Annotated in this window: 25 protein-coding genes and 1 pseudogene; 12 read left to right on the forward strand and 14 right to left on the reverse strand. The window is 71.5% G+C overall.

The features are described from left to right. Positions 1-102: 102 nt before the first annotated feature. Positions 103-2,988, reverse strand: a complete 2,886-nt coding sequence (locus tag J7E88_RS05180) for an FAD-binding and (Fe-S)-binding domain-containing protein (protein ID WP_215177763.1) — start codon at positions 2,986-2,988, stop codon at positions 103-105. 255 nt (positions 2,989-3,243) lie between these two features. Here J7E88_RS05180 and J7E88_RS05185 point away from each other — a divergent pair, with 255 nt between their 5' ends. Together J7E88_RS05185 and serC are read left to right on the forward strand one after the other, a co-directional pair. Then, entirely contained in the window at positions 3,244-3,780 is a 537-nt protein-coding gene (locus J7E88_RS05185; RefSeq protein ID WP_251022183.1) for an ATP/GTP-binding protein, read from the forward strand. An 83-nt stretch (positions 3,781-3,863) separates the two neighbouring features. Continuing rightward, complete coding sequence (gene serC / locus J7E88_RS05190) at positions 3,864-4,982, forward strand: phosphoserine transaminase (RefSeq protein WP_215177768.1); 1,119 nt, start codon at positions 3,864-3,866, stop codon at positions 4,980-4,982. 265 nt (positions 4,983-5,247) lie between these two features. Here the strand turns inward: serC and J7E88_RS05195 are convergent, their stop codons facing one another. The 3 genes from J7E88_RS05195 to J7E88_RS05205 all read right to left on the reverse strand — a co-directional run bounded on the left by J7E88_RS05195 (position 5,248) and on the right by J7E88_RS05205 (position 7,537). Then, complete coding sequence (locus tag J7E88_RS05195; RefSeq protein WP_215177769.1) at positions 5,248-5,613, reverse strand: hypothetical protein; 366 nt, start codon at positions 5,611-5,613, stop codon at positions 5,248-5,250. A gap of 104 nt (positions 5,614-5,717) precedes the next feature. Then, a complete protein-coding gene (locus J7E88_RS05200; RefSeq protein WP_251022184.1) occupies positions 5,718-6,572 on the reverse strand; it encodes an ABC transporter permease in 855 nt (284 codons plus the stop codon). After that, on the reverse strand, positions 6,569-7,537 hold the full coding sequence (locus tag J7E88_RS05205; RefSeq protein WP_215177773.1) for an ATP-binding cassette domain-containing protein: 969 nt from the start codon (positions 7,535-7,537) through the stop codon (positions 6,569-6,571). Before J7E88_RS05205 ends, J7E88_RS05200 begins: the two co-directional genes overlap by 4 nt. Positions 7,538-7,631: 94 nt before the next feature. Between J7E88_RS05205 and J7E88_RS05210 the strand changes: the two genes are divergently transcribed. Further along, on the forward strand, positions 7,632-8,396 hold the full coding sequence (locus tag J7E88_RS05210) for a TetR/AcrR family transcriptional regulator (RefSeq protein ID WP_215177775.1): 765 nt from the start codon (positions 7,632-7,634) through the stop codon (positions 8,394-8,396). A gap of 61 nt (positions 8,397-8,457) precedes the next feature. Here J7E88_RS05210 and J7E88_RS05215 read toward each other — a convergent pair whose 3' ends face one another. Next, positions 8,458-9,429 carry a WD40 repeat domain-containing protein gene (locus J7E88_RS05215; protein WP_215177777.1) on the reverse strand — a complete coding sequence of 324 codons (972 nt, stop codon included), beginning with the start codon at positions 9,427-9,429 and terminating at the stop codon, positions 8,458-8,460. 32 nt (positions 9,430-9,461) lie between these two features. Then, complete coding sequence (locus tag J7E88_RS05220; protein ID WP_215177779.1) at positions 9,462-10,304, reverse strand: class I SAM-dependent methyltransferase; 843 nt, start codon at positions 10,302-10,304, stop codon at positions 9,462-9,464. An 87-nt stretch (positions 10,305-10,391) separates the two neighbouring features. Between J7E88_RS05220 and J7E88_RS05225 the strand changes: the two genes are divergently transcribed. Continuing rightward, on the forward strand, positions 10,392-10,979 hold the full coding sequence (locus J7E88_RS05225; RefSeq protein ID WP_215177780.1) for a TetR/AcrR family transcriptional regulator: 588 nt from the start codon (positions 10,392-10,394) through the stop codon (positions 10,977-10,979). A gap of 68 nt (positions 10,980-11,047) precedes the next feature. Continuing rightward, the gene (locus J7E88_RS05230; RefSeq protein WP_215177781.1) at positions 11,048-11,731 is read left to right on the forward strand and encodes a GDSL-type esterase/lipase family protein; all 684 of its coding nucleotides are present in this window, start codon (positions 11,048-11,050) and stop codon (positions 11,729-11,731) included. A gap of 9 nt (positions 11,732-11,740) precedes the next feature. On the opposite strand, the gene J7E88_RS05235 is transcribed toward J7E88_RS05230, so the two are convergent. The 3 genes from J7E88_RS05235 to J7E88_RS05245 all read right to left on the reverse strand — a co-directional run bounded on the left by J7E88_RS05235 (position 11,741) and on the right by J7E88_RS05245 (position 13,410). Then, positions 11,741-12,157: a thioesterase family protein gene (locus tag J7E88_RS05235; RefSeq protein WP_215177783.1), complete on the reverse strand. Its 417-nt coding sequence runs from the start codon at positions 12,155-12,157 to the stop codon at positions 11,741-11,743. A gap of 140 nt (positions 12,158-12,297) precedes the next feature. Continuing rightward, on the reverse strand, positions 12,298-12,759 hold the full coding sequence (locus J7E88_RS05240; protein ID WP_215177784.1) for a hypothetical protein: 462 nt from the start codon (positions 12,757-12,759) through the stop codon (positions 12,298-12,300). Between the two features lie 147 nt (positions 12,760-12,906). Beyond that, entirely contained in the window at positions 12,907-13,410 is a 504-nt protein-coding gene (locus J7E88_RS05245) for a carboxymuconolactone decarboxylase family protein (protein ID WP_251022185.1), read from the reverse strand. A gap of 23 nt (positions 13,411-13,433) precedes the next feature. Here J7E88_RS05245 and J7E88_RS05250 point away from each other — a divergent pair, with 23 nt between their 5' ends. The 4 genes and pseudogenes from J7E88_RS05250 to J7E88_RS05260 all read left to right on the forward strand — a co-directional run bounded on the left by J7E88_RS05250 (position 13,434) and on the right by J7E88_RS05260 (position 15,468). Continuing rightward, a complete protein-coding gene (locus J7E88_RS05250; protein ID WP_215177785.1) occupies positions 13,434-13,958 on the forward strand; it encodes a MarR family winged helix-turn-helix transcriptional regulator in 525 nt (174 codons plus the stop codon). A gap of 89 nt (positions 13,959-14,047) precedes the next feature. Further along, positions 14,048-14,247 (forward strand): annotated as a pseudogene (locus tag J7E88_RS37320) (Uma2 family endonuclease); the annotation flags it as partial. Positions 14,248-14,276: 29 nt separating this feature from the next. Continuing rightward, positions 14,277-14,423, forward strand: a complete 147-nt coding sequence (locus J7E88_RS05255) for a hypothetical protein (protein WP_215177787.1) — start codon at positions 14,277-14,279, stop codon at positions 14,421-14,423. 55 nt (positions 14,424-14,478) lie between these two features. Further along, positions 14,479-15,468: an aldo/keto reductase gene (locus J7E88_RS05260; protein ID WP_215177788.1), complete on the forward strand. Its 990-nt coding sequence runs from the start codon at positions 14,479-14,481 to the stop codon at positions 15,466-15,468. Positions 15,469-15,599: 131 nt separating this feature from the next. Here J7E88_RS05260 and thpR read toward each other — a convergent pair whose 3' ends face one another. The 3 genes from thpR to J7E88_RS05275 form a co-directional block, all read right to left on the reverse strand. Beyond that, positions 15,600-16,169: an RNA 2',3'-cyclic phosphodiesterase gene (thpR, locus tag J7E88_RS05265; RefSeq protein WP_215177790.1), complete on the reverse strand. Its 570-nt coding sequence runs from the start codon at positions 16,167-16,169 to the stop codon at positions 15,600-15,602. A gap of 229 nt (positions 16,170-16,398) precedes the next feature. Then, positions 16,399-17,739, reverse strand: a complete 1,341-nt coding sequence (locus J7E88_RS05270) for an MFS transporter (RefSeq protein WP_215177791.1) — start codon at positions 17,737-17,739, stop codon at positions 16,399-16,401. A gap of 27 nt (positions 17,740-17,766) precedes the next feature. After that, positions 17,767-18,213 (reverse strand): MarR family winged helix-turn-helix transcriptional regulator, encoded by a 447-nt coding sequence (locus J7E88_RS05275; protein ID WP_215177792.1) that lies wholly within the window; start codon positions 18,211-18,213, stop codon positions 17,767-17,769. Between the two features lie 168 nt (positions 18,214-18,381). On the opposite strand from J7E88_RS05275, the gene J7E88_RS05280 reads away from it, so the two are divergent. Beyond that, positions 18,382-18,564, forward strand: coding sequence for a BrnA antitoxin family protein (locus J7E88_RS05280; protein WP_215177796.1), 183 nt, complete (start codon positions 18,382-18,384; stop codon positions 18,562-18,564). A gap of 10 nt (positions 18,565-18,574) precedes the next feature. Here J7E88_RS05280 and J7E88_RS05285 read toward each other — a convergent pair whose 3' ends face one another. Beyond that, positions 18,575-20,029, reverse strand: coding sequence for an NCS2 family permease (locus tag J7E88_RS05285; RefSeq protein ID WP_215177797.1), 1,455 nt, complete (start codon positions 20,027-20,029; stop codon positions 18,575-18,577). Between the two features lie 190 nt (positions 20,030-20,219). Here J7E88_RS05285 and J7E88_RS05290 point away from each other — a divergent pair, with 190 nt between their 5' ends. Continuing rightward, positions 20,220-20,507, forward strand: a complete 288-nt coding sequence (locus J7E88_RS05290) for a DUF2530 domain-containing protein (protein WP_215177800.1) — start codon at positions 20,220-20,222, stop codon at positions 20,505-20,507. A 417-nt stretch (positions 20,508-20,924) separates the two neighbouring features. Further along, positions 20,925-23,378 carry an HAD-IC family P-type ATPase gene (locus J7E88_RS05295; protein ID WP_215177802.1) on the forward strand — a complete coding sequence of 818 codons (2,454 nt, stop codon included), beginning with the start codon at positions 20,925-20,927 and terminating at the stop codon, positions 23,376-23,378. Between the two features lie 58 nt (positions 23,379-23,436). Here the strand turns inward: J7E88_RS05295 and J7E88_RS05300 are convergent, their stop codons facing one another. After that, complete coding sequence (locus J7E88_RS05300; RefSeq protein WP_215178183.1) at positions 23,437-23,841, reverse strand: VOC family protein; 405 nt, start codon at positions 23,839-23,841, stop codon at positions 23,437-23,439. Positions 23,842-23,844 lie beyond the last annotated feature (3 nt).

The following is a 23,844-nucleotide window of genomic DNA, read 5'->3' on the forward strand; positions in this document are numbered from 1 at the left end:
GGACGCCCGCCCTCAACGGCCCCGCCCGCACCAGCCCCGGCCCGCACCAGCCTGCGCCCCGAGCCCCGACGACCGGCCCCACCAACGCGCCCGCACGCCCCCTCAGCCGGCCCCGCCCGGCCGTCCTTCCGTGAGCGCCTCCGCCAGTACCTCCGCCAGATGCCTCGCCCGGCGGCCCGTCAGCTGGTCCAGCTGCGTGCGGCAGGAGAAGCCGTCCGCCAGCAGCACCGTGTCGGCCGACGCCGCCCGTACCGCGGGGAGCAGCTGCTCCTCCGCGCACGCCACCGACACCTCGTAATGGCCCGCCTCGAAGCCGAAGTTGCCCGCCAGGCCGCAGCACCCGCCGCTCAGCCCGCCGCGCAGACCGGCCCTCTCCCGCAGCGCCCGCTCCGCCGCATCACCGAGTACCGCATGCTGGTGACAGTGTGTCTGACCCGCCGCCGGGCGGTCCACGCGCGGCGGGCTCCAGTCGGGGGCGCACTGCCCGAGGGTCTGCGCGAACGTCCGCACCGAGGCCGCGAGCCGGGCGGCCCGTGGATCGCCGCCCATCAGCTCCGGCAGGTCCGTCTTCAGCGTCGCGGCGCAGCTGGGCTCCAGCACGGTGACGGGCACGCCCAGTTCGAGCAGCGGCTCCACCGTGTCGAGGGTGCGCCGCATGACCGAGCGGGCCCGGTCGAGCTGGCCCGTGGAGACGTACGTCAGCCCGCAGCAGACTTGGCCGGGCGGCAGCACGATCCCGATGCCCGCCGCCTCCATGACCCGTACCGCGGCCATGCCCACAAAGGGCGACAGCCGGTCGGTGAACGTGTCCGGCCACAGCACCGCCGTACGGCCCTTCGCGAACACCCCGGTGCGGTCGCGCAGATGCTCGCGGAGCAGGCGGCTCAGCGACCGGGGAGCCAGAAGCGGCAGCTGCCGCTCGGGCGCGATCCCGCACACCTTCTTGGCCAGTGCCGCCGCCGGGCCGGAGCGGGCGAGCACGTTGACCAGGGGCGCGAACGGCGTGGCGAGCCGTAGCCACTGCGGGAGGCGGCCCATCGCGTAGTGGGCGGCGGGCCTGCGCCGTCCCGCGTAGTGGTGGTGCAGGAACTCGGCCTTGTACGTGGCCATGTCGACGCCCACCGGGCAGTCGGTGCGGCAGCCCTTGCACGACAGGCACAGATCGAGGGCGTCAAGCACCTCCGTCGAACGCCAGCCGTCCGTGACGATCTCGCCGGCCAGCATCTCGTGCAGCAGCCGGGCCCGCCCCCGGGTGGAGTGCCGCTCCTCGCCGGTCGCCCGGTACGAGGGGCACATCACGTCCGCGCCCCCGGCGACCCGTTCCGTACGGCACTTGGCGACGCCGACGCAGCGCCGTACCGCGCCCGTGAAGTCGCCGCCGTCCTGCGGGTAACCGAAGGCGACGTCGACGGGCCGCCTGGGCAGCACGTCGAAGCGGAGGTCGGTGTCGAGCGGCGCCGGGCGGACGAGGACGCCCGGGTTCAGCAGCCCGTCGGGGTCCCACAGGTCCTTGAACGCGCCGAAGACATCGACGAGTTCGGACCCGTACATCTTCGGCAGCAGCTCGGCGCGCGCCAGGCCGTCGCCGTGCTCGCCGGACAGCGAGCCGCCGTACGCGACGACGAGATCCGCCACCTGCTCGGAGAACGTACGGAACCGGGCGACACCCGGCGGGCTCAGCAGGTCGAAGTCGATACGGACATGGATGCAGCCGTCGCCGAAGTGGCCGTAAGGAGTGCCCCGCAGGCCGTGCTCGGCGAGCAGGGCGCGGAAGTCGCGCAGGTAGGGACCGAGTCGGGCGGGCGGGACGGCGCAGTCCTCCCAGCCCGGCCAGGCCTCGCCGCCTTCGGGCGTCCGGGTCGCGGTGCCGGCCGCGTCCTCCCGTACCCGCCACAGCGCCCGCATGCCGGCCGGGTCGTGGACGACCGTGCCGTCGAGCGCGTCGGCGGCCCGGACGATCTCCGCCGCGCGCGAGCGCGCCTCGGCGGCGCTGTCGCCGCCGGTCTCGACGAACAGCCAGGCCCCGCCGTGCGGCAGCCCGTGCGCGTCGGGCACGAGGTCGTCGGCCATGCCCTCGACGGTCAGGGGCCCGTACGGCAGGAGGCCGCAGGCAGCCTCGGCGGCGGCGCTCTCGTCGCGGTAGCCGAGGACGGCGAGGGCGCGGGCGGCCGGGGTCCGAACCAGGCCGACGGTCGCCTCGGTCAGGACGGCGAGGGTGCCCTCGCTGCCGCAGAAGGCACGGGCGAGGTCGACGCCCTTCTCGGGAAGCAGGGCGTCGAGGGCGTAGCCGGAGATCCGGCGCGGCAGCCCTTCGGGGTATCCGGTGCGCAGGAGCGCCAGGTTCGCGCGGACCAGGTCGTCAAGGCCGGGCGGGACGCCGGTGGAGCGGGTGCCCCGGTCGAGGGTGACGGAGCGGCCCGAGGAGGTGACGGCCGCGAGACGGCGGACGTTGTCGGCGGTCGTGCCCCAGCGCACGGAGTGCGCACCGCACGAGTTGTTCCCCACCATTCCCCCGATCGTGCACCTGCTGTGCGTCGAGGGGTCCGGGCCGAAGGCCAGGCCGTGCCCCCGTACCGCCGCCTGCAGCGTGTCCAGCACCACTCCCGGCTGTACGACGGCCGTGCGGGCGTCGGGGTCGACGGAGAGGATCGCGTTCATGTGCCGGGTGAAGTCCAGGACGACGCCGACGCCCGTGGCCTGGCCGGCGATCGACGTGCCGCCGCCGCGCGGCACCACGGGCACCCCGTGCTCCCGGCACACCGCCAGCGCCGCCGCCACGTCGTCCGCGTCGCGCGGAGCCACGACACCGTCCGGGACGCGCCGGTAGTTGGAGGCGTCCATGGTCGTCAGGGCCCGTGCCGCGACGCCGAAGTCGACGTCGCCGCGCACGGCGGCGGTGAGCGCCCGCGCCACGTCGTGCGTATCTGTTGTGTGTCCGAATGTGTGTCCGAAACGCCTGCCGCCCTGCCGGTCCCTGTGGTGCGCCATGCCCCCCAGGATGACCCCCACGCCGCCTCTCACACCTGTGTCACTCCCGGGGAGTGCGCGTGCGTCGCCCCCGGGAGGTCCGCGCCACTTGCGCACGGTGCGCAGATGAGAACGAAAGGAGACACTCCAGGGCCTTGTCCAAGTGATCGCCAACTCTCCTATAGTGACCTCGACTTGATCAGAACGCAGCGGCTCCGACGTCCCCTACCGCATCCCCGGAAGGCACCGCTCGATGACCGGCACCGACGAGAAACGATGAACCGCGCCGGGGCACACCTCAGCGCGATGAAGATCGTCGTGGCCGGTGGATCCGGCACGGGGAGCACGACGATGGTGCGGTCCGTCAGCGAGATCCGCCCGCTGCACACGGAGGAGCCGATCAGCGCCCCCGCCGCCGTGCCCGGCCGGACGGTGACGACGGTCGCCCTGGACTTCGGGCGCATCACCCTCGACGAGCGCATGGTGCTGCATCTGTTCGGCATGCCCGGGCAGGACCGGTTCCGCTTCCTGTGGGACCCGCTCCTCGACGGCGCGACGGGCGCGGTCGTCCTCGTCGACACGCGTGCGCTCGACGCCGCCCGGTTCGCGATCGACTGCCTGCAGGGTCACGACACGCCATTCATCGTCGCCGTCAACGACTTCGGCGGCCCGTTGCGATCGGAGGACGAGATCCGCGGCGAGTTGACGCTCGGGCCGGGTGTGCCGATGGTCGAGTTCGACGCCCGCGACCACTCGTCCAGCAAGTTCGTCCTCATCGCCCTGATCAAGCACCTGGAGGGCCGCGCCCTGTGATCTCGCAGCTCAAGGGCTGTGCGGGCGTCTCATGGTCCGGACCGGCTCGGCGTCCGGTGGCCGGAGGGGATACGCTCCGGCTCGTGGCTGATATCCAGATTCCCGCTGACATCAAGCCCGCCGACGGCCGTTTCGGCGCGGGCCCCTCCAAGGTGCGTACGGAGGCGCTGGACGCCCTGGCCGCCACCGGCAGCTCCCTGCTCGGCACCTCCCACCGCCAGGCCCCGGTCAAGAACCTGGTCGGCGAGGTCCGCGACGGTGTGCGCGAGCTGTTCTCCCTGCCCGAGGGGTACGAGGTGATCCTGGGCAACGGCGGCTCCACCGCCTTCTGGGACATCGCGACGCACGGGCTGATCGAGAACAAGTCCCAGCACCTGTCCTTCGGCGAGTTCTCCTCCAAGTTCGCCAAGGCCGCGAAGCTGGCGCCGTGGCTGGCCGACCCGACGGTGGTCTCCTCCGACCCCGGTACGCACCCGGACCCGCGGGCCGAGGAGGGCGTCGACGTCTACGCCCTCACCCACAACGAGACCTCGACCGGTGTCGCGGCCCCGATCAAGCGGGTCGCGGGCGCCGACGAGGGCGCGCTCGTCCTGGTGGACGCCACCTCGGGCGCGGGCGGCCTGCCGGTCGACATCACCGAGTCGGACGTGTACTACTTCGCCCCGCAGAAGTCCTTCGCCGCCGACGGCGGACTGTGGCTGGCCGTGTTCTCCCCGGCCGCGATCGAGCGCGCCGAGCGCGTCCATGCCTCCGGCCGCCACGTCCCTGAGTTCTTCAGCCTGCCAACGGCGATCGACAACTCCCGCAAGAACCAGACGTACAACACCCCGGCGCTGGCCACGCTCTTCCTGCTGAACGAGCAGCTGAAGTGGATCAACGGCCAGGGCGGCCTGGACTGGTCGGTGCGCCGCACCGCCACGTCCTCGAGCACGCTCTACGGCTGGGCCGAGGCGTCGAAGCACGCGACCCCGTTCGTGGTGGACCCGGCGAAGCGCTCGCAGGTCATCGGCACGATCGACTTCGCGGACGAGATCGACGCGTCGGCGGTCGCGAAGGCGCTGCGCGCGAACGGCATCGTCGACACCGAGCCGTACCGCAAGCTGGGCCGCAACCAGCTGCGCATCGCGATGTTCCCGGCGGTCGACCCGGCGGACGTCGAGGCGCTGACGGCGTGCATCGACTACGTGATCGAGAAGCTGTAGCGGCGAGCTGTACGAGCCTTTTCGAGGGCCCGGGACGCGACCACCGGTCAGCGTCCCGGGCCCTCCATCGCCCATTGGTGTGACGATCCGTCCACCGGCCCCGGCCGGTCCTCACCGCCCCGTTCGCCAACGAGTACGACAGCCACGAGGTCTACGCCCACGGCCGGCGGCTGACCCTTCCCGACTCGATCGGCGCCGCGGTCGAGCTCGATGCGGCCGAGCTGCTGAAGGCCGGCGAGCGCAGCTCCTGAGCCGCCGGTGGGGCTCAGCCCATTGCCGCCTTGACGTGGTCGATCACCTCGGTGAACTCCTTGGTCGGCGAGAAGTCCAGGTACTCGCAGTCCTCCAGCGCCTCCGGAACGTGGCCCGCCGGCCAGTAGAAGGCCTGGCCCGCCTCGTAGATCTCGTCGCCGGAAGGCGTCCGCATCTTCAGCCGCCCCGAGAACAGGTATCCCCAGTGCGGGCACTGGCACATGTCGTCGGGCAGGCCCTTGACCGCATCGGACATGTCCGTGCCCTTGGGGAAGCGGACGAACGCGGCGGTCATGTCGCCGCCGACCTCCGTCATGCGCAGTTCCACGCCGCCGCCTTCGATGGCGACAGGGGTGTCGTCACGTGTGGTCGCCGTCATGATTGCCTCCACGGCCGGGGCCGGGTCGAGGTCGCGGTCCTTCGGCCTCCCTCCAGTCTCGACCCGGCGGTGCGCAGGGTGCGAGACGGGATGGGAACCGCAGGTCAGCGACTCAGCCGCTGGAATCGCCGGACCGCGAGCGGCAGGAAGACCGCGGTGATCGCCAGCGGCCACACCACCGCCATCAGCAGGGCGTGCTCCTGGATCCAGCTGCCGTCGCTGGCGACCGGGTTGCCGAACAGTTCGCGCGCCGCGGCCGCGGTGGACGAGATCGGGTTCCACGCGGCGATCGCGCCGAGCCAGTCCGGCATCGTCGACGGCGGGACGAAGACACTGGAGATCATGGTGAGCGGGAACGCCACGGCGTAGAGCCCGCCGGCCGCCTCCGGTGTCGGCACCACGAGTCCGAGCAGGATGCCGACCCAGATCAGGCAGAACCGCAGGAGCAGCAGCAGCCCGAACGCCGCGAGCACCGCGCCCGCACCCGCGTCGGAGCGCCAGCCCATCGCGAAGGCGGTCGCCGCGAGGATGGTCAGCTCGGCGCAGGCGGTGATCAGGTCGTTGACGCCGCGTCCGGTGACCACGGCGGAGGGAGCCATCGGCATGGAGCGGAAGCGGTCGATGACGCCCTTGGAGGCGTCGGTGACGACGGCGATCGCGGTGTTCATGAAGCCGAACGCCATGGTCATGGCAAACATGCCGGGCATCAGGAAGTCGCGGACGCTGCCGCCGTCGGGTGACTTCATCGCGCCGCCGAAGACGTACCCGTAGAGCAGCACGGAGATGATCGGAAAGCCGAGCTGCCAGGCGATGAGGACGGGCTGGCGCTGATAGTGGGTCAGCCCTCTGCGTACGACGTTGAAGCAGTCGGCGACCGCCCAGTAGGCGCGGCCGTGCGTGTCCTGCTGGTCCAGGCGCGTGTCCCGCTGGTCCAGGTCCACCGTGTCGAGCGCGCTCATGCCGCCGTCTCCTTGGTCGTCTCGTCCGTGCCGTGGCCGGTCAGGCGCAGGAACACGTCGTCGAGGCTCGGCCTGCGCAGTCCGATGTCCTCCACCCCGATGCCTTCGTCCTGCAAGGTGCGCGCCACCTCGGTCAGGGCCGCGACCCGGTCGGTCACCGTGGCGTGCACGCGTCGTTCCGGACGGTCCGTCACCGGCTCGGTGTCCGAGACCCGTGCGACGGTCTTGGCGACGGTGGGGATGTCGGCCGCGTCCCGCACGACCACCTCGATGCGGTCGCCGCCGACGCGGTTCTTCAGCCCGTCGGGGGTGTCGTCGGCGATGGCGCGGCCGTGGTCGATGACGGTGATCCGGGAGGCGAGTCTGTCCGCCTCCTCCAGGTACTGCGTGGTGAGCAGGACCGTGGTGCCGCCCGCGACCAACCGCCGCACCGCCTCCCAGACCTCGCCGCGCGAACGTGGGTCGAGTCCGGTGGTCGGCTCGTCGAGGAACAGGACGCGCGGCGCGAGGATCATCGAGGCGGCGAGGTCGAGCCGGCGCCGCATGCCGCCGCTGTATGTGCCGACGCCCTTGTCCCCGGCCTGCACCAGGTCGAACTGCTCCAGCAGTTCGCCCGCCCGCAGCGCGGCGCGCCGGCCGCCGAGGTGGAAGAGGCGCCCGAACATCTCCAGGTTCTGGCGGCCCGTCAGGACCTCGTCGACAGCGGCGTACTGCCCGGTGAGTCCGATCCGGCGGCGCACCCGGCGCGGATCGCGGGCGACGTCCACGCCGGCGACCTCGGCCCGCCCGCCGTCGAACCGCAGCAGGGTCGCGAGGACGCGGACGGCAGTGGTCTTGCCCGCGCCGTTGGGCCCGAGCAGCCCGTGCACCGTGCCCGTGCGCACGGCGAGGTCGAAGCCCGCGAGTGCCTTCTTGTCCCCGTATCTCTTCTCGACGCCTTCGGCGATCACCGCATGGTCGTCCATGGCCCCTCCACCCCTCGGCACAACAACTGAGTACGGCGTACCCATATCAGAGTACACCGTACTCAGTTTTTCTCCACGGGATTAGGGTGAAGCCATGACGACGACCGAAACGAGCGGCAGCGGCGACGTCTCGCGCAGCCTCGAACTCCTCTGGGGCACCGGCGAGCGCCCCACGCGCGGCCCCAAACCGGGCCTCACCCTCGACCGCATCGTCACGGCCGCCGTCCGGCTCGCCGACGCGGAGGGGATGGCCGCCGTCTCGATGCGCCGGCTGTCCACGGAGCTCGGCACCGGCACCATGTCGCTCTACCGGTACGTCCCCGGCAAGGCCGAGCTGCTCGACCTGATGCTCGACCGCGTCACCGGCGAGCCCCTGGAGAACGACGCCTACGCCCCCGAGTCCCCCGCCTGGCAGGACGCCGTACGCGCGATGGCCCGCGCCTACCGGGACCTCTACCGCGCGCACCCCTGGCTGCTGAAGGTCAACCAGTCCCGCACGGTCCTCGGCCCGAGCGCCGTCCGCGGCCTGGACACCTCACTGGCCGCGCTGCGGGACATGGGCCTGCGCGACCCCGAGCTGATCTCCGTGATCATCGCCGTGCAGTGCTTCGTCAGCGGCATCGTCCGCATCGAGGTGGAGACCGTGGAGGCCGCGCAGCAGACCGGCCAGAGCGAGGAGGACTTCTGGAAGAGCCAGGAGCCGTTCCTCGCCAAGGCCATGCTCAGCGGCGACTACCCGGCCCTGGCGAACCTCTCCGAGGACGCCTTCTCCCCGGAGTTCGACCACTTCGCCTTCGGTCTGGAGCGACTGGTCGCCGGCTTCGAGGCGCTGGTGCGGGAGCGGGCGGAGACCCCTTAGGACAGCGGCGGCGCAGGGCGGAGAGCCCTCAGGACCGCCGACGGCACAAGGCGAAGAGCCCTCAGGACCGCCGACGGCGCAGAGCGAACACCAGCACCGCCCCGCCGGCGAGCACGAGCAGGCCGTACGTCGTCACGCCGGGCTCCCCGCCTTCGTCGTCCTCGGCGGCCGCCTGGTCACCACCGCCCCCGGGGCGGTCGTCACCGCCGGAGTCCTCCCCCTTCGAGGAGACCTCCACCCGCTCCACGGTGCTCTGTTCGCCCTCCGTGCCGAACATCAGCGCCTTGCCGTCGAGCGTGTACGTCACCGACTCCGCCTGCCCCTGGATCGGAGCGCGCACCCGGTGGTCCGCGCCGAGGCTGCCGTTCTTCCACTCGTAGCCCCGGGCGCTGAAGTATGAGCGCAGGACGAGCTCCTCGCCGTCCGGGGAGAACGCGCCGTCGGTCACCCACGGCACCTCGCCGATCCGCCGGAAGGTGTTGGTCGCCGACGCGCTGAGCGTCGCGGGCCCCTCGTACAGGCCGCCGCCCTCCTCGTTCTTGGAGGCGATGTAGACCCGGCCGGTCTTCGGATGCACCATCAGCGCCTCGGCGTTGCGCGGCCCGTCGGCGTACTTCACGTCGAACTGTGTGGCGCGCACGGTCTGGTCGACCAGCCGGGCCGGCTCGCGGAAGCGGTAGATCCACACGTGGTCCCAGCTGCCGTCGAGGTTGTCGCCGATGTCGCCCACGTAGACGTCCCCGTCCGCGCCGACGGAGATCGCCTCTATGTCCCGCGGTGTGCCGACCCCTTGGAGGGTGACGGTCGCCACCGTCTCGCCGGTCGCGGAGTCGACGGCGAAGACGCGGGGCTCGTCCTGGTCGTTGTGCGTCCAGTAGACGCCGGGGTGCGCGCGGCTGGCCGCGAGGCCACTGGACTCGGTGATCCTCGGGTCCTTGATGGTGAACCCGGAGTCGTCGTCCGCCGCCGCGGGCACGGCGGCGGCGAGGACGAGCGCGGCGGCGAGGCCGGTGACGCACGGAAGCGAACGCATGCCCCCCAGCCTGCCACCTCCGCCCGCGATCGTTACGGCCGTATGGCGGTGACCAGCCAGGCCGTGCTGCGCAGCCGGACCGCCCCGTCCCTCTCATGCGGGCGCAGGATGCCCGCCAGCTCCCGCCGGGCCCGCTCCCCCGTGGCCTCGTCGACCTGGCCGAGCAGATGCCGTCCGGGCCCGGAGCCGAGCAGGAACGCGGTGGCGTCCTCCGCGTCGCTCCCCCACCTCCCGTACGCCTCCACCCGCTCGGCCGCGATCCCGGCGAACCCGGCCCCGTTCAGGACCTCGTGGATGCGGTCGGGGTCGGCGAGCGAGAACATGCCGGGCCCGCCGGTCGCGCCGAAGCCGCCCATGGGCAGCAGGTCGCGCAGCCCGGCGAGAGCCTGGAGCCACTCGTTGGCCCCGGCCTCCGCGGCGATGACGAAGGCGGCACGGCCGCCGGGGCGCAGGGCGCTGCGGATGTTGGCGAAGGCGGCGACGGGGTCGGCGAAGAACAGGACGCCGTAGCGGCTGATGACCACATCGAAGGCGCGGCCTTCGAGCGGGTGCACCTGGGCGTCGCCGCGCTCGAAGTCCACGTTGGCGAGGTTCTCTGCGCGGGCGGTGGCCCGGGCGCGCTCCAGCATCGGAGCGGACAGGTCCAGCCCCGTGGCCCGGCCGCGGGCCGCACGCCGTGCGGCGAGCCGGGTGGTGGCCCCCGCACCGCAGCCGACGTCGAGGACGGCGTCCTGGACGCGGATCGCGGCGGCGGTGAGCAGCGGCTCGTCGAAGCCCTCGTTCACCGCGTCCCAGCGGTCCTGGTGGCGGGCCCAGTGGCTGCCTTCGTAACCGTTCCACGCCTGGTCCTGCTCGGTGTTGACGACGTGCTGCACGACAGTGCCTCCCGATTAGTATGGGCGTATGCCCAAACAGTATGGGCGGACGCCCATACTGTCCATCCCTCACCGGAAGAGATCTGGATGTCACCGCGCGGAGTGGCCGTACCCAACGCCCGCGAGCGGCTGTTCGCCGCCGCCGAACGAGTCGTCGCCGCAGGCGGCCCCGGGGCCCTGACCAGCAGGGCGATCACGGACGAGGCCGGCTGCGCGAAGGGCCTGCTGCACGCGCACTTCGCGGGCGGGCTGGACGAGTTCGTCGCGGAACTGGTCCTGGACCGCTTCGCCCGCACGGCCGCCCTCGCCTCCGCGCTGCCCGACCGGGCGGGCGAGGAGACGGTCGTCGCGAACCTCACCGGCGTCGCGTCCGCCCTGCTCACCGCCACCGGCCCGGAGCTCTCCGGCCTCGCCCTCACCCGGCCGGGCGCCGCCGAACGCTTCCGCGACGCGATGGCGTCCGGCGCGCCGGGCTTCGCCGCCGTCCAGGAGTCCGTCACCCGCTACCTCGACGCCGAACGCTCCCTCGGCCGCGTCCCGGCAGCCCTGGACACGGCCACGGCGGCCCTGGCCCTGGTCGGCACCGTCCACCACCTGCTGATGACCACCTGGCCCGGCGCGCCGGACCCGGCCGAGCAGATCGACCGGCTGGTGCTGCTGCTCACCCGTGGCTGACCGGTCGTGTCCAGCCTCACATCCCATCAGCTGCCGCGTTACCGGTGAGTTCGGCCATGATGTCGCCCATGCGTTTCCTGTTCGTCGGCGACTCCATGACCATCGGACGCGCCGGCGACTACAGCTGGCGCTACCGGATGTGGCAGCACCTCGCGTCCCTCGGCGAGCCGTACGAGATCGTCGGCCCGCGCACCACGCTGTACGACACCGAGGCGAACGCCCCCGTCTCCAACGCGTACGCCGATCCCGCCTTCCCGGCCGACGCCCGCCGCCACCTGGCCGGCTGGGGCGAGGGCTGGCTCCACATGGCCCCCGTGATCGGGGAGACGGTCGCCGCCGAGAGGGCGGACATCCTCCTGGTCTCCCTCGGCCTCATCGACCTCGGCTTCTACACGGACAGCGACCAGACGGCCGCCAACACCCGGGAGTTCGTCGCCCGAGCCCGCGAGGCCGAGCCGCACATCCGCATGGTCCTGCTCCCGGTCATCCCCAACGTCCGTGCCGCGTCCGACGCCCCGTTCGCCGCCGAGTGCGACCGCTTCAACGTGCTCCTCGCGAAGGCGGTCGCGGACCTCGACACCCCGACGTCCCCGATCCTGTTGGCCTCGCGGCCGCCGTCGTACGACATCCACCAGGACACCTACGACGGCACCCACCCGGGCCCGACCGGCGAACACAAACTGGCGGGCGCGTTCGCCGACGCGATGCACCAGGCATGGGGACTGGGCCGGGCGTACCGGGCCGCGGTCTGAGGCGTACGGTCAGCCGCTGAGCAGGTCCGGATCGTCGGCCAGCGCGGCGAGATGCGCCCGCGGGTCGGCGATCAGCCGCCGGGTCGACAGATCCAGCATGCCCGCCACGCCGGAGATCTCGGCGGCGAGCGTGCCGTCGTCCTTGAGGATCTGCTGGACGACCTGGAAGGTCTTCCCCTGCCCATACACGAACCGGCAGGTCACCCGCACCTGGTCGCCGCCGCGCAGCTCACGCGCGAACCTCACGGTCACCTCGAGCGCGACCGGCCCCACGCCGCTCGCGAGCAGCTTCTCCTGCGACAGCCCGGCGGCCCGCAACAGCTCCCACCGCGCGTGCTCGGCGTACTGCAGATAGACGGCCTGGTTCAGGTGCCCCTGCGTGTCGAGCTCGTAGCCACGCACGGTCACATCCACGGCGAAGGTCATGCCCGCGGCAACAGCAGAGCGGGGTTCCGGCATTCCCGGGCCGCCTGGGGAGGGCACGTCGGGGAGTTGCCCGGCGGCTCGAACACGGGGCCGGTCCCCCCTCCGAGGGGCCGGCCCCGTCGGCGTACGTCCGCCGGTGGTCAGAAGACGAACGGCCCCGGGTCCTGCGGGGACGTCGCCGTGCACTCCGCCGTGACGCCGAAGACGACGACCGTCAGGGACTTCGCCTCCAGGCTGTCGCCCGACGCGACCGTACCGTCCAGCGGGCCGGTCGAGACCGCGCCGCCGGCCGGGATCGCCGGGTTGGAGTTGCCGGTGAACGTCGTCGTCCCGGAGCCGTTCTTGGTGAGCGTGAGGGTGGACGCGGCCGCGCCGGCCGAGATGGGAACGGGAGCCTTGATGGCCTCCGTCGAGAGCTCGATCGTCGCGGCCGTGCCGTCCTGCGCGGCCTTGAGCGTCGCCGTGCCGGAGCCGTACGAACCGCAGTCGAACGACAACGTTGCCTTCTCCGGCGTCACCTGGGGTGCCGCCTGGGCCGCGGGCGCCATGGCGAGAGTGCCTGCGGCGAGGGCCGCGGCGAGGAGCAGGGTGCTGTGTCTCATGGGGGGATCCTGCCTTCGTGTGGGGGTCACGGGCTGGCGGAGGTCATTGCGGCACGCGGACCCGCAGAAAGGAAGGGGCACCCATCCGGCCCCGTCGACAACGGCCGAAATCCGACCCGGTCGCCGCGGTGCCGGCGTGGCGGCGGTCTAGACACCCACCAGCCGGTTGGCGAGCGTCGACATCGTGTACGTGCCGATGCCCATCACGACCTCCAGGGCGTTCTGCGGCGTGAACCCGTGCGCGAGGAAGGCCCGCAGCCCGGCGTCGTCGACCGCGCCCGCCGTGCGCAGCACCTCCTGCGTGAACTGCCGTACTCCCTCCAGTCGTTCGTCGGGAAGGGCCCGCGCCTCCCGCAGCGCCGCGATCAGGTCCTGGTCCGCACCGAGCGCCCGCAGCTTGCCGGTGTGCATCGCGATGCAGACATGGCATTCGTTGCGTACGGCGACGGTCATGACGACGGTCTCGCGGGCGAGCGGATCGAGGGTGGTCCGCTCGAACGCGGCGCTGAGCGTCAGGAAGCCGTCGAGCAGGTGGGGTGACGTGGCGAGTCTGGCGACGACGGGCGGCAGATGGCCGAGGCGCTCGGCGGTGGCCCGCATGGCCGGGCGGGACTCGGGCGGTGCGGTGTCGAAGGTGTGCTCGGTGAACATGACCGGCTCCTACAATGGACAACATGGTTGACGATCCTGAGGCCGAAAACGTAAACCAGGTTGTCGAAGTGCGCAAGGCAGATTCCGACCGAGCCGGCTACGAGCTCCCCCTGCTCCTCTTCGCCGGTTTCCGTTCACTGATCGACACGCTGCATGCCGAGCTGGCCGGCCAGGGCCACCCCGATGTGCGGCCCGCGTACGGCTTCGCCATGCAGGCGATCGGCCCCGCGGGCGCGAGCGCGAGCGAGATCGGGCGGCGGCTCGGCGTGACCAAGCAGGCGGCCGGCAAGACCGTCGACCGACTCGTCGCCCTCGGCTACGCGGAACGCGCCGACGACCCCGCCGACGCCCGCCGCAAACTGATCCGCCTCACCCCGCACGGACTGGACGCCCTCGCTCGCTCGGCCGTGATCTTCGACGAACTGCGGGCGGAATGGGCGGCGTCGATGGGGGCCGACCGCCTGCGCGATCTGGAGGACGCCCTGCGGACGGTGACCGGCCCGGAGAGCTTCCGCCTGGACGCGGCGGGGTGGATGGGCGGCGTGTGACGCGATCGAGGACCTGACCCGGTCACCGTGCGTATCGTTGTACCGCGCGGCTGCATGTGTTCGGACGGCAGCCGCGGAGGAGCGCCACGATGCACGCCTTGGACGAGCGCAGGATCGAAATGGCCGAGAACAGCGACGAACGCACCCTGGACGACATGTTCCAGTGGCTCGAATCCGCCCCCGAGGGATTCAAGGTCGAGATCGTCCAGGGGGCCGTCTTCATGTCGCCACAGCGGGACGACCACTGGGAAATCATCCTGACATCGTCGAGCAACTGCGAACGGAATACCCCCCAGGGACGTCAAGTCCGTCGCGGAGGTGATCTCCAAGGGCACCAAGAACCTCCTGGGCAACGGCCCGGTCCCGCTGGGCACGGACCGGGTGCTGTTCCGGTCGCGGACCGATGACACGAGGTGGGCCGAACTCCACTGCTCGGACGCGGACACCGGCCGTCGGCACGGATGACCGGGGGCTCGGCGGGCTTGCCTGGAGCGCGCTCCAGGGCGTTGGCTAGGACGTCATGAAGTACACGCAGCTCGGACGCACCGGAGTCAAGGTCAGCCGACTCGTCCTGGGGACGATGAACTTCGGGCCCCAGACAGACGAGCCCACCAGTCACACCATCATGGACGCCGCCCTCGACGCGGGTCTGAATTTCTTCGACACCGCCAATGTCTACGGCTGGGGCGAGAACAAGGGCCGTACCGAGGAGATCATCGGCAACTGGTTCGCCAAGGGCGGCGACCGTCGCGACAAGGTCGTCCTCGCGACCAAGGTCTACGGGAACATGGCCGGGGACGGCGACCCGTGGCCCAACCACGACCGGCTCTCCGCCCTCAACATCCGCCGCGCCGTGGACGCTTCGCTGAAGCGGCTGCGGACCGACCACATCGATCTCTACCAGTTCCACCACATCGACCGGCGCACCCCGGTCGAGGAGATCTGGCAGGCGATCGACGTCCTGATCCAGCAGGGCAAGATCCTCTACGCCGGCTCGTCCAACTTCCCCGGCTGGAAGATCGCCCAGACCAACGAGACCGCCCGCAGGCTCGGCTCCTACGGACTGGTCAGCGAGCAGTGCCTGTACAACCTGGCGGAGCGCCGCGCCGAGATGGAGGTCATCCCCGCCGCGCAGGAGTACGGCCTCGGGATCATCCCCTGGTCGCCGCTGCACGGCGGGCTGCTCGGCGGCGTGATCAAGAAGGAGACCGAGGGTTCCCGGCGCACCACCGGCCGCTCGGCGGACGCGCTCGCGAACACGGCCGTACGGGAGAAGGTGCAGGCGTACGAGGACCTGCTCGACAAGCACGGCCTGGAGCCGGGCGAGGCGGCACTGGCGTGGCTGCTGACCCGGCCCGGCGTGACCGGCCCGATCGTCGGTCCGCGCACGGCCGGGCAGCTTCAGTCCGCGCTGCGGGCGCTGGAGCTGGAGCTGTCCGAGGACGTGCTCACGTCCCTGGAGGAGATCTTCCCGGGCCCGGGGCCGTCGCCGGAGGCGTTCGCCTGGTGACGCGGTCGCAGCACTGACGGCGGCCGTGCGGGCTACTGGCCTGCCACGGCCGCCACGGCGATGATCACGAACATCAGCACCAGAGCGGCGGCCATGATCTGGTTACGGGTCTTGGGATTCACCCGTCGAGGTTAACCCGTGGGATGCAGTGGCCAGGATTCGACCACCTCGTAGCGGGGCTGCGCACCGGGCACCCCGCCGCCCGGGAGGTTGCTTCGGACCAGTGCGAGGTCCGCCACGGGCCAGGGGGCGCCCTCGAAGTCGTCGAGCGCCTCGACGTACGGACGCAGGTCCGTGTCCTCGCGGGCGCGGGCGATCGTCAGGTGCGCGTGGTAGCCGCGGTGCTCGTCCATGTCGACCCCGGAGCGGCGGGCGGCCGCGTCGGCGCGCTCGGCGAGCAGCCGCATGCCGTCCAGCCCGCCGGCGGCCCCGGCCCACAGGGCCCGGCGCCCGAACCGCCCGCCCTGGTGCAACCGCAGCGTGAACTGCTCTGTCCGGTGCGCGGCGCGCGCGAGGCGCACCCGCAGCTCGGGCACGAGGTCCTCGTCGACCTCCCCCATGAAGGCGAGCGTGAAGTGCCACCCGTCCCGTCCGGTCCACCGCAGCCGCTCGGCCCCGGGCATGCCCCTCAACCGGTCGACGGCGAGGCCGAGTTCATCGACGGCGGGGGCGGGCGGGAGGACGGCGGCGAAGAGTCTCATGCGGCCAGTGTGCCGCGTTCCCTTGTCGGGGGCTCCACCTCCCCTGCCCCGCGCCTCGAACGCCGGCGGGGCTGGATTCTCCAGCCGCGCCGGCGATTGAGGACACCGCCCGGAGGGCGATACGGGGTCTGGGGGCTTGCCCCCGGTTCGGGAAGGGGCGGCCGTGGGGAACGGCCCCCGCGCAGCTGCCCCACCGGCAGCGCGCGCCCCCGCTCGCGCTCCGCGCGGGCTACGCCACAGTGGTCAACCGCTCCCGCTCCACGAACCGCACCGACGGGTGTCCCCGGTGCCAGCCCACGGACAGCCGCAGGCCGCCGACCCGCGCCAGCATCACGCCGACGGCCACCGCCGCGAGCGTCGCCACCGCGCCGCCGGCCGCGAAGCCGACGCGCGGACCGTACGCGTCGGTGATCCAGCCCACCAGCGGTGCGCCCAGCGGGGTGCCGCCGGTGAAGACCATCATGAACAGGCTCATCACCCGGCCCCGCATCAGCGGATCCGTCGCCATCTGGACGCTGGAGTTCGCCGTGACGTTGACCGTGAGGCCGCACATGCCGATCGGGACCATCAGCGCCGCGAAGATCCAGAACTCCGGGGCGAAGGCCGTCACGACCTCCAGCAGGCCGAACAGCACGGCCGCACCCACCAGGATCCGCAGCCGGGACGTGCCGCGGCGCGCGGCGAGCAGGGCGCCCGCGAGGGAGCCGGCCGCCATCAGGGTGTTGAGCAGGCCGTAGGTGCCGGCGCCCGAGTGGTAGACGTCGTCGACGAAGGCCGAGAGCCAGATCGGGAAGTTGAAGCCGAACGTGCCGATGAAGCCGACGAGCACGATCGGCCAGATCAGTTCGGGCCGGCCCGCGACGTAGCGCAGGCCCTCCCGCAGCTGGCCCTTGCCGCGCGGGGCGCGTTCCACCTTGTGGAGCTCGGAGGTCCGCATCATCATCAGGCCGGCGACGGGCGCGAGGAAGGACAGGCCGTTGAGCAGGAAGGCGTAGCCGCTGCCGACAGCTGTGATCAGCACACCGGCGACGGCGGGGCCCACCAGCCGCGCGGACTGGAAGTTCGCGGAGTTCAGCGAGACGGCGTTGCGCAGCTGGTCGGGGCCGACCATCTCGGCGACGAAGGACTGCCGTGCCGGGTTGTCGACGACGGTGACGAGGCCGAGCAGGAACGCCGTGAGGTAGACGTGCCAGACCTGCACGTGGCCGCTGAGCGTGAGTGCGGCGAGCGCGAGGCCGGTGAGGCCCATGGCGGCCTGTGTGACGAGGAGCAGCCGCCGCTTGGGCATCCGGTCCGCGATCACGCCGCCGTACAGGCCGAACAGAAGCATGGGGAGGAACTGCAGCGCGATGGTGATGCCGACGGCCGAGGCGGATCCGGTGAGGGTCAGCACCAGCCAGTCCTGGGCGATGCGCTGCATCCAGGTGCCGGTGTTGGAGACCACCTGTCCGGTCGCGAAGAGCCGGTAGTTACGGATCTTCAGCGAGCTGAACATGGTCTGCTTGCGGTCAGGCGTGGTGTCGTAGGCGGTCGGTGCGGGGGCGGAGTCTGCTCCGGATCCCGTACTCAAAGGGGTTCGCCTCCTTGGCGTCGGCGGTCATTGCAGATGTGCGAGCTTCTCCAGGACGGGTGCGGCGGCGCGGAGCTTGACCCACTCGTCCTCGTCGAGGCCCTCGGCGAGGGAGGCCAGCCAGGCGTTCCGCTTGCGGCGGCTCTCTTCGAGCATGACCTCGGCCTGCTCGGTTGGAGTGACCACCTTCTGCCGGCGGTCCTCGGGGTGCGGCTCCAGCCGGACCAGCCCCTTGGCCTCCAGGAGCGCGACGATGCGGGTCATCGACGGCGGCTGGACGTATTCCTTGCGCGCCAGCTCACCGGGGGTGGCCGAGCCGCAGCGGGCCAGGGTGCCGAGCACCGACATCTCGGTCGGACTCAGCGATTCGTCGACGCGCTGGTGCTTCAGGCGCCGGCCCAGCCGCATGACGGCGGAGCGCAGGGAGTTCACGGCGGCGACGTCTGCGTCAGTACCGTGGGACAGGTCAGACATGTTCGTTAGCATAACTCATTACCCTCGCTAAAGACCAGCCCTCGGGCGAGCCATGGGCAGAAGAGTCAAGGGTTCGATCAATGCGGCACCCATAGGCATCACCCATATGAGTGAGAGAAAGTCCGAAAGTGACACACGGGTGGCGGCGGTCCGGCGACCCTGACTCGCATGGGATCGACAGTGCTCAGCCTTCGGATGGACGGTGAGCTGCTCGACCGGCTTCGGCAGCACGCCGCAAAAAGGCAGATGAGCGTCCAGGACTATGTGGTCCGGACGCTCATTCGCGACGACTTCGACGAACGCTTCAAGGCGGCCGTCGACGAGACGGAGGAGTTCTACGGGATGGCCTGACGCCCCTGAATCAGGTCAGACCCAGCGCCGGCATCGCGTAGAAGAAGACGAAGACGGCCGACACCGCGTACATCGCGACGGGCACCTCGCGCCCGCGCCCCGTCGCCAGCCGCAGCGCGCTGAACGCGATGAAGCCGATGCCGATGCCGTGCGTGATCGAGTAGGTGAACGGCATCATCACCATCGCCAGGAACGCGGGCGCGGCGATCGTGAAGTCGCTCCAGTCGATGTCCTTGACCGAACCGGCCAGGATCAGGAAGCCGACCGCCACCAGCGCGGGCGTCGCCGCCTGGGAGGGGACCATGGTCGCGAGCGGCGTGAGGAACAGCGCCAGCGAGAACAGCAGACCGGACACGACGGACGCGAGACCCGTGCGGGCGCCCTCGCCGACACCGGCCGTGGACTCCACGAAGCAGGTGTTGGCGGAGCAGGACGTGGCGCCGCCCGCGGCGACGGCGAGACCGTCGACGACCAGCACCTTGTTGATGCCGGGGTAGTTGCCGTCCTTGTCCATGAGCCCGGCCTCGTCGCCGACGGCGAGGATCGTGCCCATAGCGTCGAAGAAGCACGACAGCAGCACGGTGAAGACGAACAGGACACCGGTCAGCAGACCGACCTTCTCGAAGCCGCCGAACAGGCTGACCTCGCCGATCAGGCCGAAGTCGGGCGTCGAGACCGGATTGCCGGGCCACTCGGGCGTGGTCAGACCCCATGAGGCGACGTCCGCCACGGCATTGACGATCAAAGCGAGGACCGTCATCACGACGATCGAGATGAGGATCGCGCCCGGCACCTTGCGGATGATCAGCGCGAGCGTGAGGAGGGTGCCGAGGGCGAAGACCAGGACCGGCCAGCCGAGCAGGTGGCCTCCGGTGCCCAGCTGCAGCGGCACGGTGGTGTGGGCGGCGTCGGGGATGCGGGTGACGAAGCCGGAGTCGACCAGGCCGATGAGCATGATGAACAGGCCGATGCCGATGGCGATCGCCTTGCGGAGCCCGAGCGGCACCGCGTTCATCACGCGCTCGCGCAGACCGGTGGCCACCAGCAGCATCACCACGAAGCCGGCGAGCACCACCATGCCCATCGCGTCCGCCCAGGCCATCTGGGGCGCGAGCTGGAGGGCGACGACGGTGTTCACGCCGAGGCCCGCGGCCAGCGCGATCGGGACGTTGCCGATGACGCCCATGAGGAGCGTGGAGAACGCCGCCGTGACGACGGTGGCCGTGACCAGCTGACCGCCGTCGAGCTGGTGCCCGTACATGTCCTTGGCGCTGCCGAGGATGATCGGGTTCAGCACGAGGATGTAGGCCATCGCGAAGAAGGTGGCGAATCCACCCCGAACCTCGCGTGCGACCGTGGAGCCGCGCTCCGAGATCTTGAAGAAGCGGTCCAGGCCGCCGACGGGCTGCTGGGGGGCGGGCGGCAGGCCGGGAGAATCGACCCGGGCGGTGGCCGTGGGGGACATGCGGGACCTTTCTCACCCGGTTTCCTGGGGCTCGCACGGGAGGTTCATACGAACGAAACCGGTCGGACGCAAACTTGTTCAGTATGAACGTATAAAGTTGAAGATCGGTATCTTCGCGCGTAGACCCTTGTCCTGCCTGCCCGGCCGACACCGCAGCAGCGGCCCTGGGGCCCGGTTCTACACTGTGCGCATGGCGAAATGGACCCCCAGGCACGAGGCACCCGAGCCCCTTGAGGGGCCGATCGTCGCCACCATCACCGGCGGCACGATCCTGTGGTTCGTCATGTTCCTGGTCCAGGTCCCCTTCTACGGCTGGTTCGACGACCACGACCTGACCTGGTGGGTGTGGACCTGCCTGGCCGGCGGCGGCCTCGGCCTGATCGGCATCTGGTACGTACGCGGCCGCGACGCGGCCCTCAAGCGGGCGCGGGAGGCCGCTGAAGCGGCCGGGACGCCGGACACCGGTCCACGGGCCTGACGCGTGGGGGCCCCGCCGTCACGGTCGGCGCGAATCCGGCGTAGCCGACACGCGCCCCGCATGTGAACCGGGACCCGCACCCGAACCGGGGCCCGCGCACCCGCACCCGGCGGAGCCGACCGCGTCCCGCCCGGACCCCCACCGCACCCGGCGGAGCCGGCCCCTCCCGCGCGGCCGGGCAAGCCCGCAGCGCACCCAGGCCCGCGGCCCCGCCATGTGAACCGGGACCCGCACCCGGACGCCCCGCACCCGGACCCGCAGCCGCAGAGCCGACCGCGTCCCGCCCGGACGCCGACCGAACCCGGCGCCGTAGCCGGGGCAACCCCGTAGTCCCCCAGGACCATTTGTCTCCTCCACCGGTCCGATCTTCCGCCCGCCCGGGGGTGAACCGGGCTCGCCCGCCGTACCGTCGGAACCATGACGCAGCGGGCGGAGATCGACATGGACGGCGAGGAGCCCCGCGGACCCGTCATCGACGCGGGTGCCGAACTCGACCCCGTACACCCCCGGCAGCCGCCCCGCCCCCGGACGCCCGCGACCGGGCTGACCGCGGACCAGGTGGCCGAACGGGTGGCCCGCGGCGCGGTGAACGACGTACCGGTGCGCAGCTCGCGCTCGGCCGTCGACATCGTCCGGGCCAACGTCCTCACCCGCTTCAACGCGATCATCGGCGTCCTGTGGGTGATCATGCTCTTCGTCGCGCCGATCCAGGACAGCCTCTTCGGCTTCGTGATCCTCGCGAACACCGGGATCGGCATCGTCCAGGAGCTGCGCGCCAAGAAGACCCTCGACGCCCTCGCCGTCATCGGTGAGGCGAGACCGCGCGTACGGCGCGACGGGGTGGCCGCCGCGGTCTCCACGTCCGAGATCGTCCTCGACGACCTCGTCGAACTCGGGCCCGGCGACAAGGTCGTCGTCGACGGCGAGATCGCGGAGGCCGACAACCTGGAGATCGACGAGTCGCTGCTGACCGGCGAGGCCGACCCGGTGCTCAAGCAGCCCGGCGACCAGGTGATGTCGGGGAGCTTCGTCGTCGCGGGCGGCGGCGCCTTCACAGCGACGAAGGTGGGACGGGAGGCGTACGCCGCGCAGCTCGCTGAAGAGGCCTCGCGGTTCACGCTCGTCCACTCCGAGCTGCGCTCCGGCATCTCCACGATCCTCAAGTACGTGACGTGGATGATGGTTCCGACCTCGATCGGCCTGATCATCAGCCAGCTCGTCGCCAAGGACACCAACCTCAAGGACTCGGTCGCCCGCACCGTCGGCGGCATCGTGCCGATGATCCCCGAAGGGCTCGTCCTGCTGACGTCCGTCGCGTTCGCGATCGGTGTGATCCGCCTCGGCCGCAAGCAGTGCCTCGTGCAGGAGCTTCCCGCGATCGAGGGCCTGGCCCGCGTCGATGTCGTCTGCCTGGACAAGACGGGCACGCTCACCGAGGGCGGGATGGACGTCACGGAGCTGCGGCCGCTGGGCGGGACGGACCAGGCGCACGTACGGCAGGTGCTCGGCGCGCTCGGCGAGTCCGACCCCCGGCCGAACGCCTCGATGCGGGCGATCATCGAGGCGTACCCGGACAGCGAGGAGTGGCGCTGCACGCAGTCGCTGCCGTTCTCGTCGGCGCGCAAGTACAGCGGGGCGAGCTTCAGCGAGGGCAACGGGCAGACGTCCACCTGGCTGCTGGGCGCGCCCGACGTCCTGCTGCCGGACGGCGACCCGGCCCTCGCCGAGATCGCCGTCCTCGACCGGCAGGGCCTGCGGGTGCTGCTGCTCGCCGAGGCGGCCGAGGACCTGGGCGCGTCGTCACCGGCCGAGGGCGCCAAGCCGGCGGCCCTCGTCGTCCTCGAACAGCGGCTGCGCCCGGACGCGGCCGATACCCTGCGCTACTTCGCGGACCAGAACGTCGCCGCGAAGGTCATCTCCGGGGACAACGCGGTCGCGGTCGGCGCGGTCGCGGGCAAACTGGGCATGCCGGGCGCCGACCGTACGGTGGACGCCCGCCGGCTGCCCGCCGAGAAGTCCGCCATGGGCGTGGAGATCGACGAGAACGCGGTCTTCGGCCGGGTCAGCCCGCAGCAGAAGCGGGACATGGTGGGCGTGCTCCAGACCCGCGGCCACACGGTCGCGATGACGGGCGACGGCGTCAACGACGTCCTCGCCCTCAAGGACGCGGACATCGGCGTGAGCATGGGCTCGGGCTCGGAGGCCACCAAGGCCGTGGCCCAGATCGTCCTGCTGAACAACAGCTTCGCGACACTGCCGTCGGTGGTGGCGGAGGGCCGCCGGGTGATCGGCAACATCACGCGCGTGGCGACCCTGTTCCTGACGAAGACGGTCTACTCGGTACTGCTCGCGATCCTGGTGGTGTGCTCGCAGGTCGAGTACCCCTTCCTGCCCCGCCATCTGACCCTGCTGTCCACCCTCACCATCGGCGTCCCGGCCTTCTTCCTCGCCCTGGCGCCCAACAAGGAGCGCGCACAGCCCCACTTCGTCCGCAGGGTGATGCGGTACGCGATCCCGGCGGGCTTGATCGCGGCGACGGCGACGTTCTGCACGTATCTGCTGGCGCGCTCGCACTACGGCGGCCCGGCCGCGCTGGACGCGGAGACGAGCGCGGCGACGCTGACGCTGTTCCTCGTCGCGATGTGGGTTCTGGCGATCATCGCCCGGCCCTACACATGGTGGCGGATCGGCCTGGTGGCGGCGATGGGCGCGGGCTTCCTGCTGGTGCTGGTCGTCCCGTGGCTCCAGGACTTCTTCGCGCTGAAGCTGGTCGGCGTGACGATGCCGTGGACGGCGGTGGCGATCGCGGCGGGCGGCGCGGCGCTGCTGGAGTTCGCGTGGCGTGTGGTGGGGCGGCGCTTCCCGGCGTGACGAAGGCCCCGCGATCCGCCTCGGATCCGGCGAACCGGGGGGCCTTCCGCTTCGCCCGCTACGGCCGGGCGTAGGGCCGGGTCATGATCTCCATGTTGTGGCCGGACGGGTCGTCGAAGTACGCGCCCCGGCCGCCGAAGAGCCGGTTGATCGCGCCGGGTTCGGTGTGGTCGGGATCGGCGTAGTACGTGACCCCTACCGCCTCCAGACGGCCGATCATGGCGTCGAACTGGTCGTCGGGCACCTGGAACGCGTAGTGCTGCGACTGGATCGGCTCGTCGGCCCACTCGTAGTAGTCGAGCGTCACGCCGTTGCCGAGGTCGACGGGCAGGAACGGCCCGAAGGGCGCGCCGACTTCGAGGCCGAGGATCACGGCGATGAATTCGGCGGAAAGCCGCCGGTCCTCGGCGTACACGGCGGTGTGGTTGAGCTGGACGGTAGTAACGGACTGCTGGTGCGGCATGGT

It is taken from the genome of Streptomyces sp. ISL-10 (assembly GCF_018614575.1).
In the GTDB taxonomy this organism is placed as follows: Bacteria; Actinomycetota; Actinomycetes; order Streptomycetales; family Streptomycetaceae; genus Streptomyces.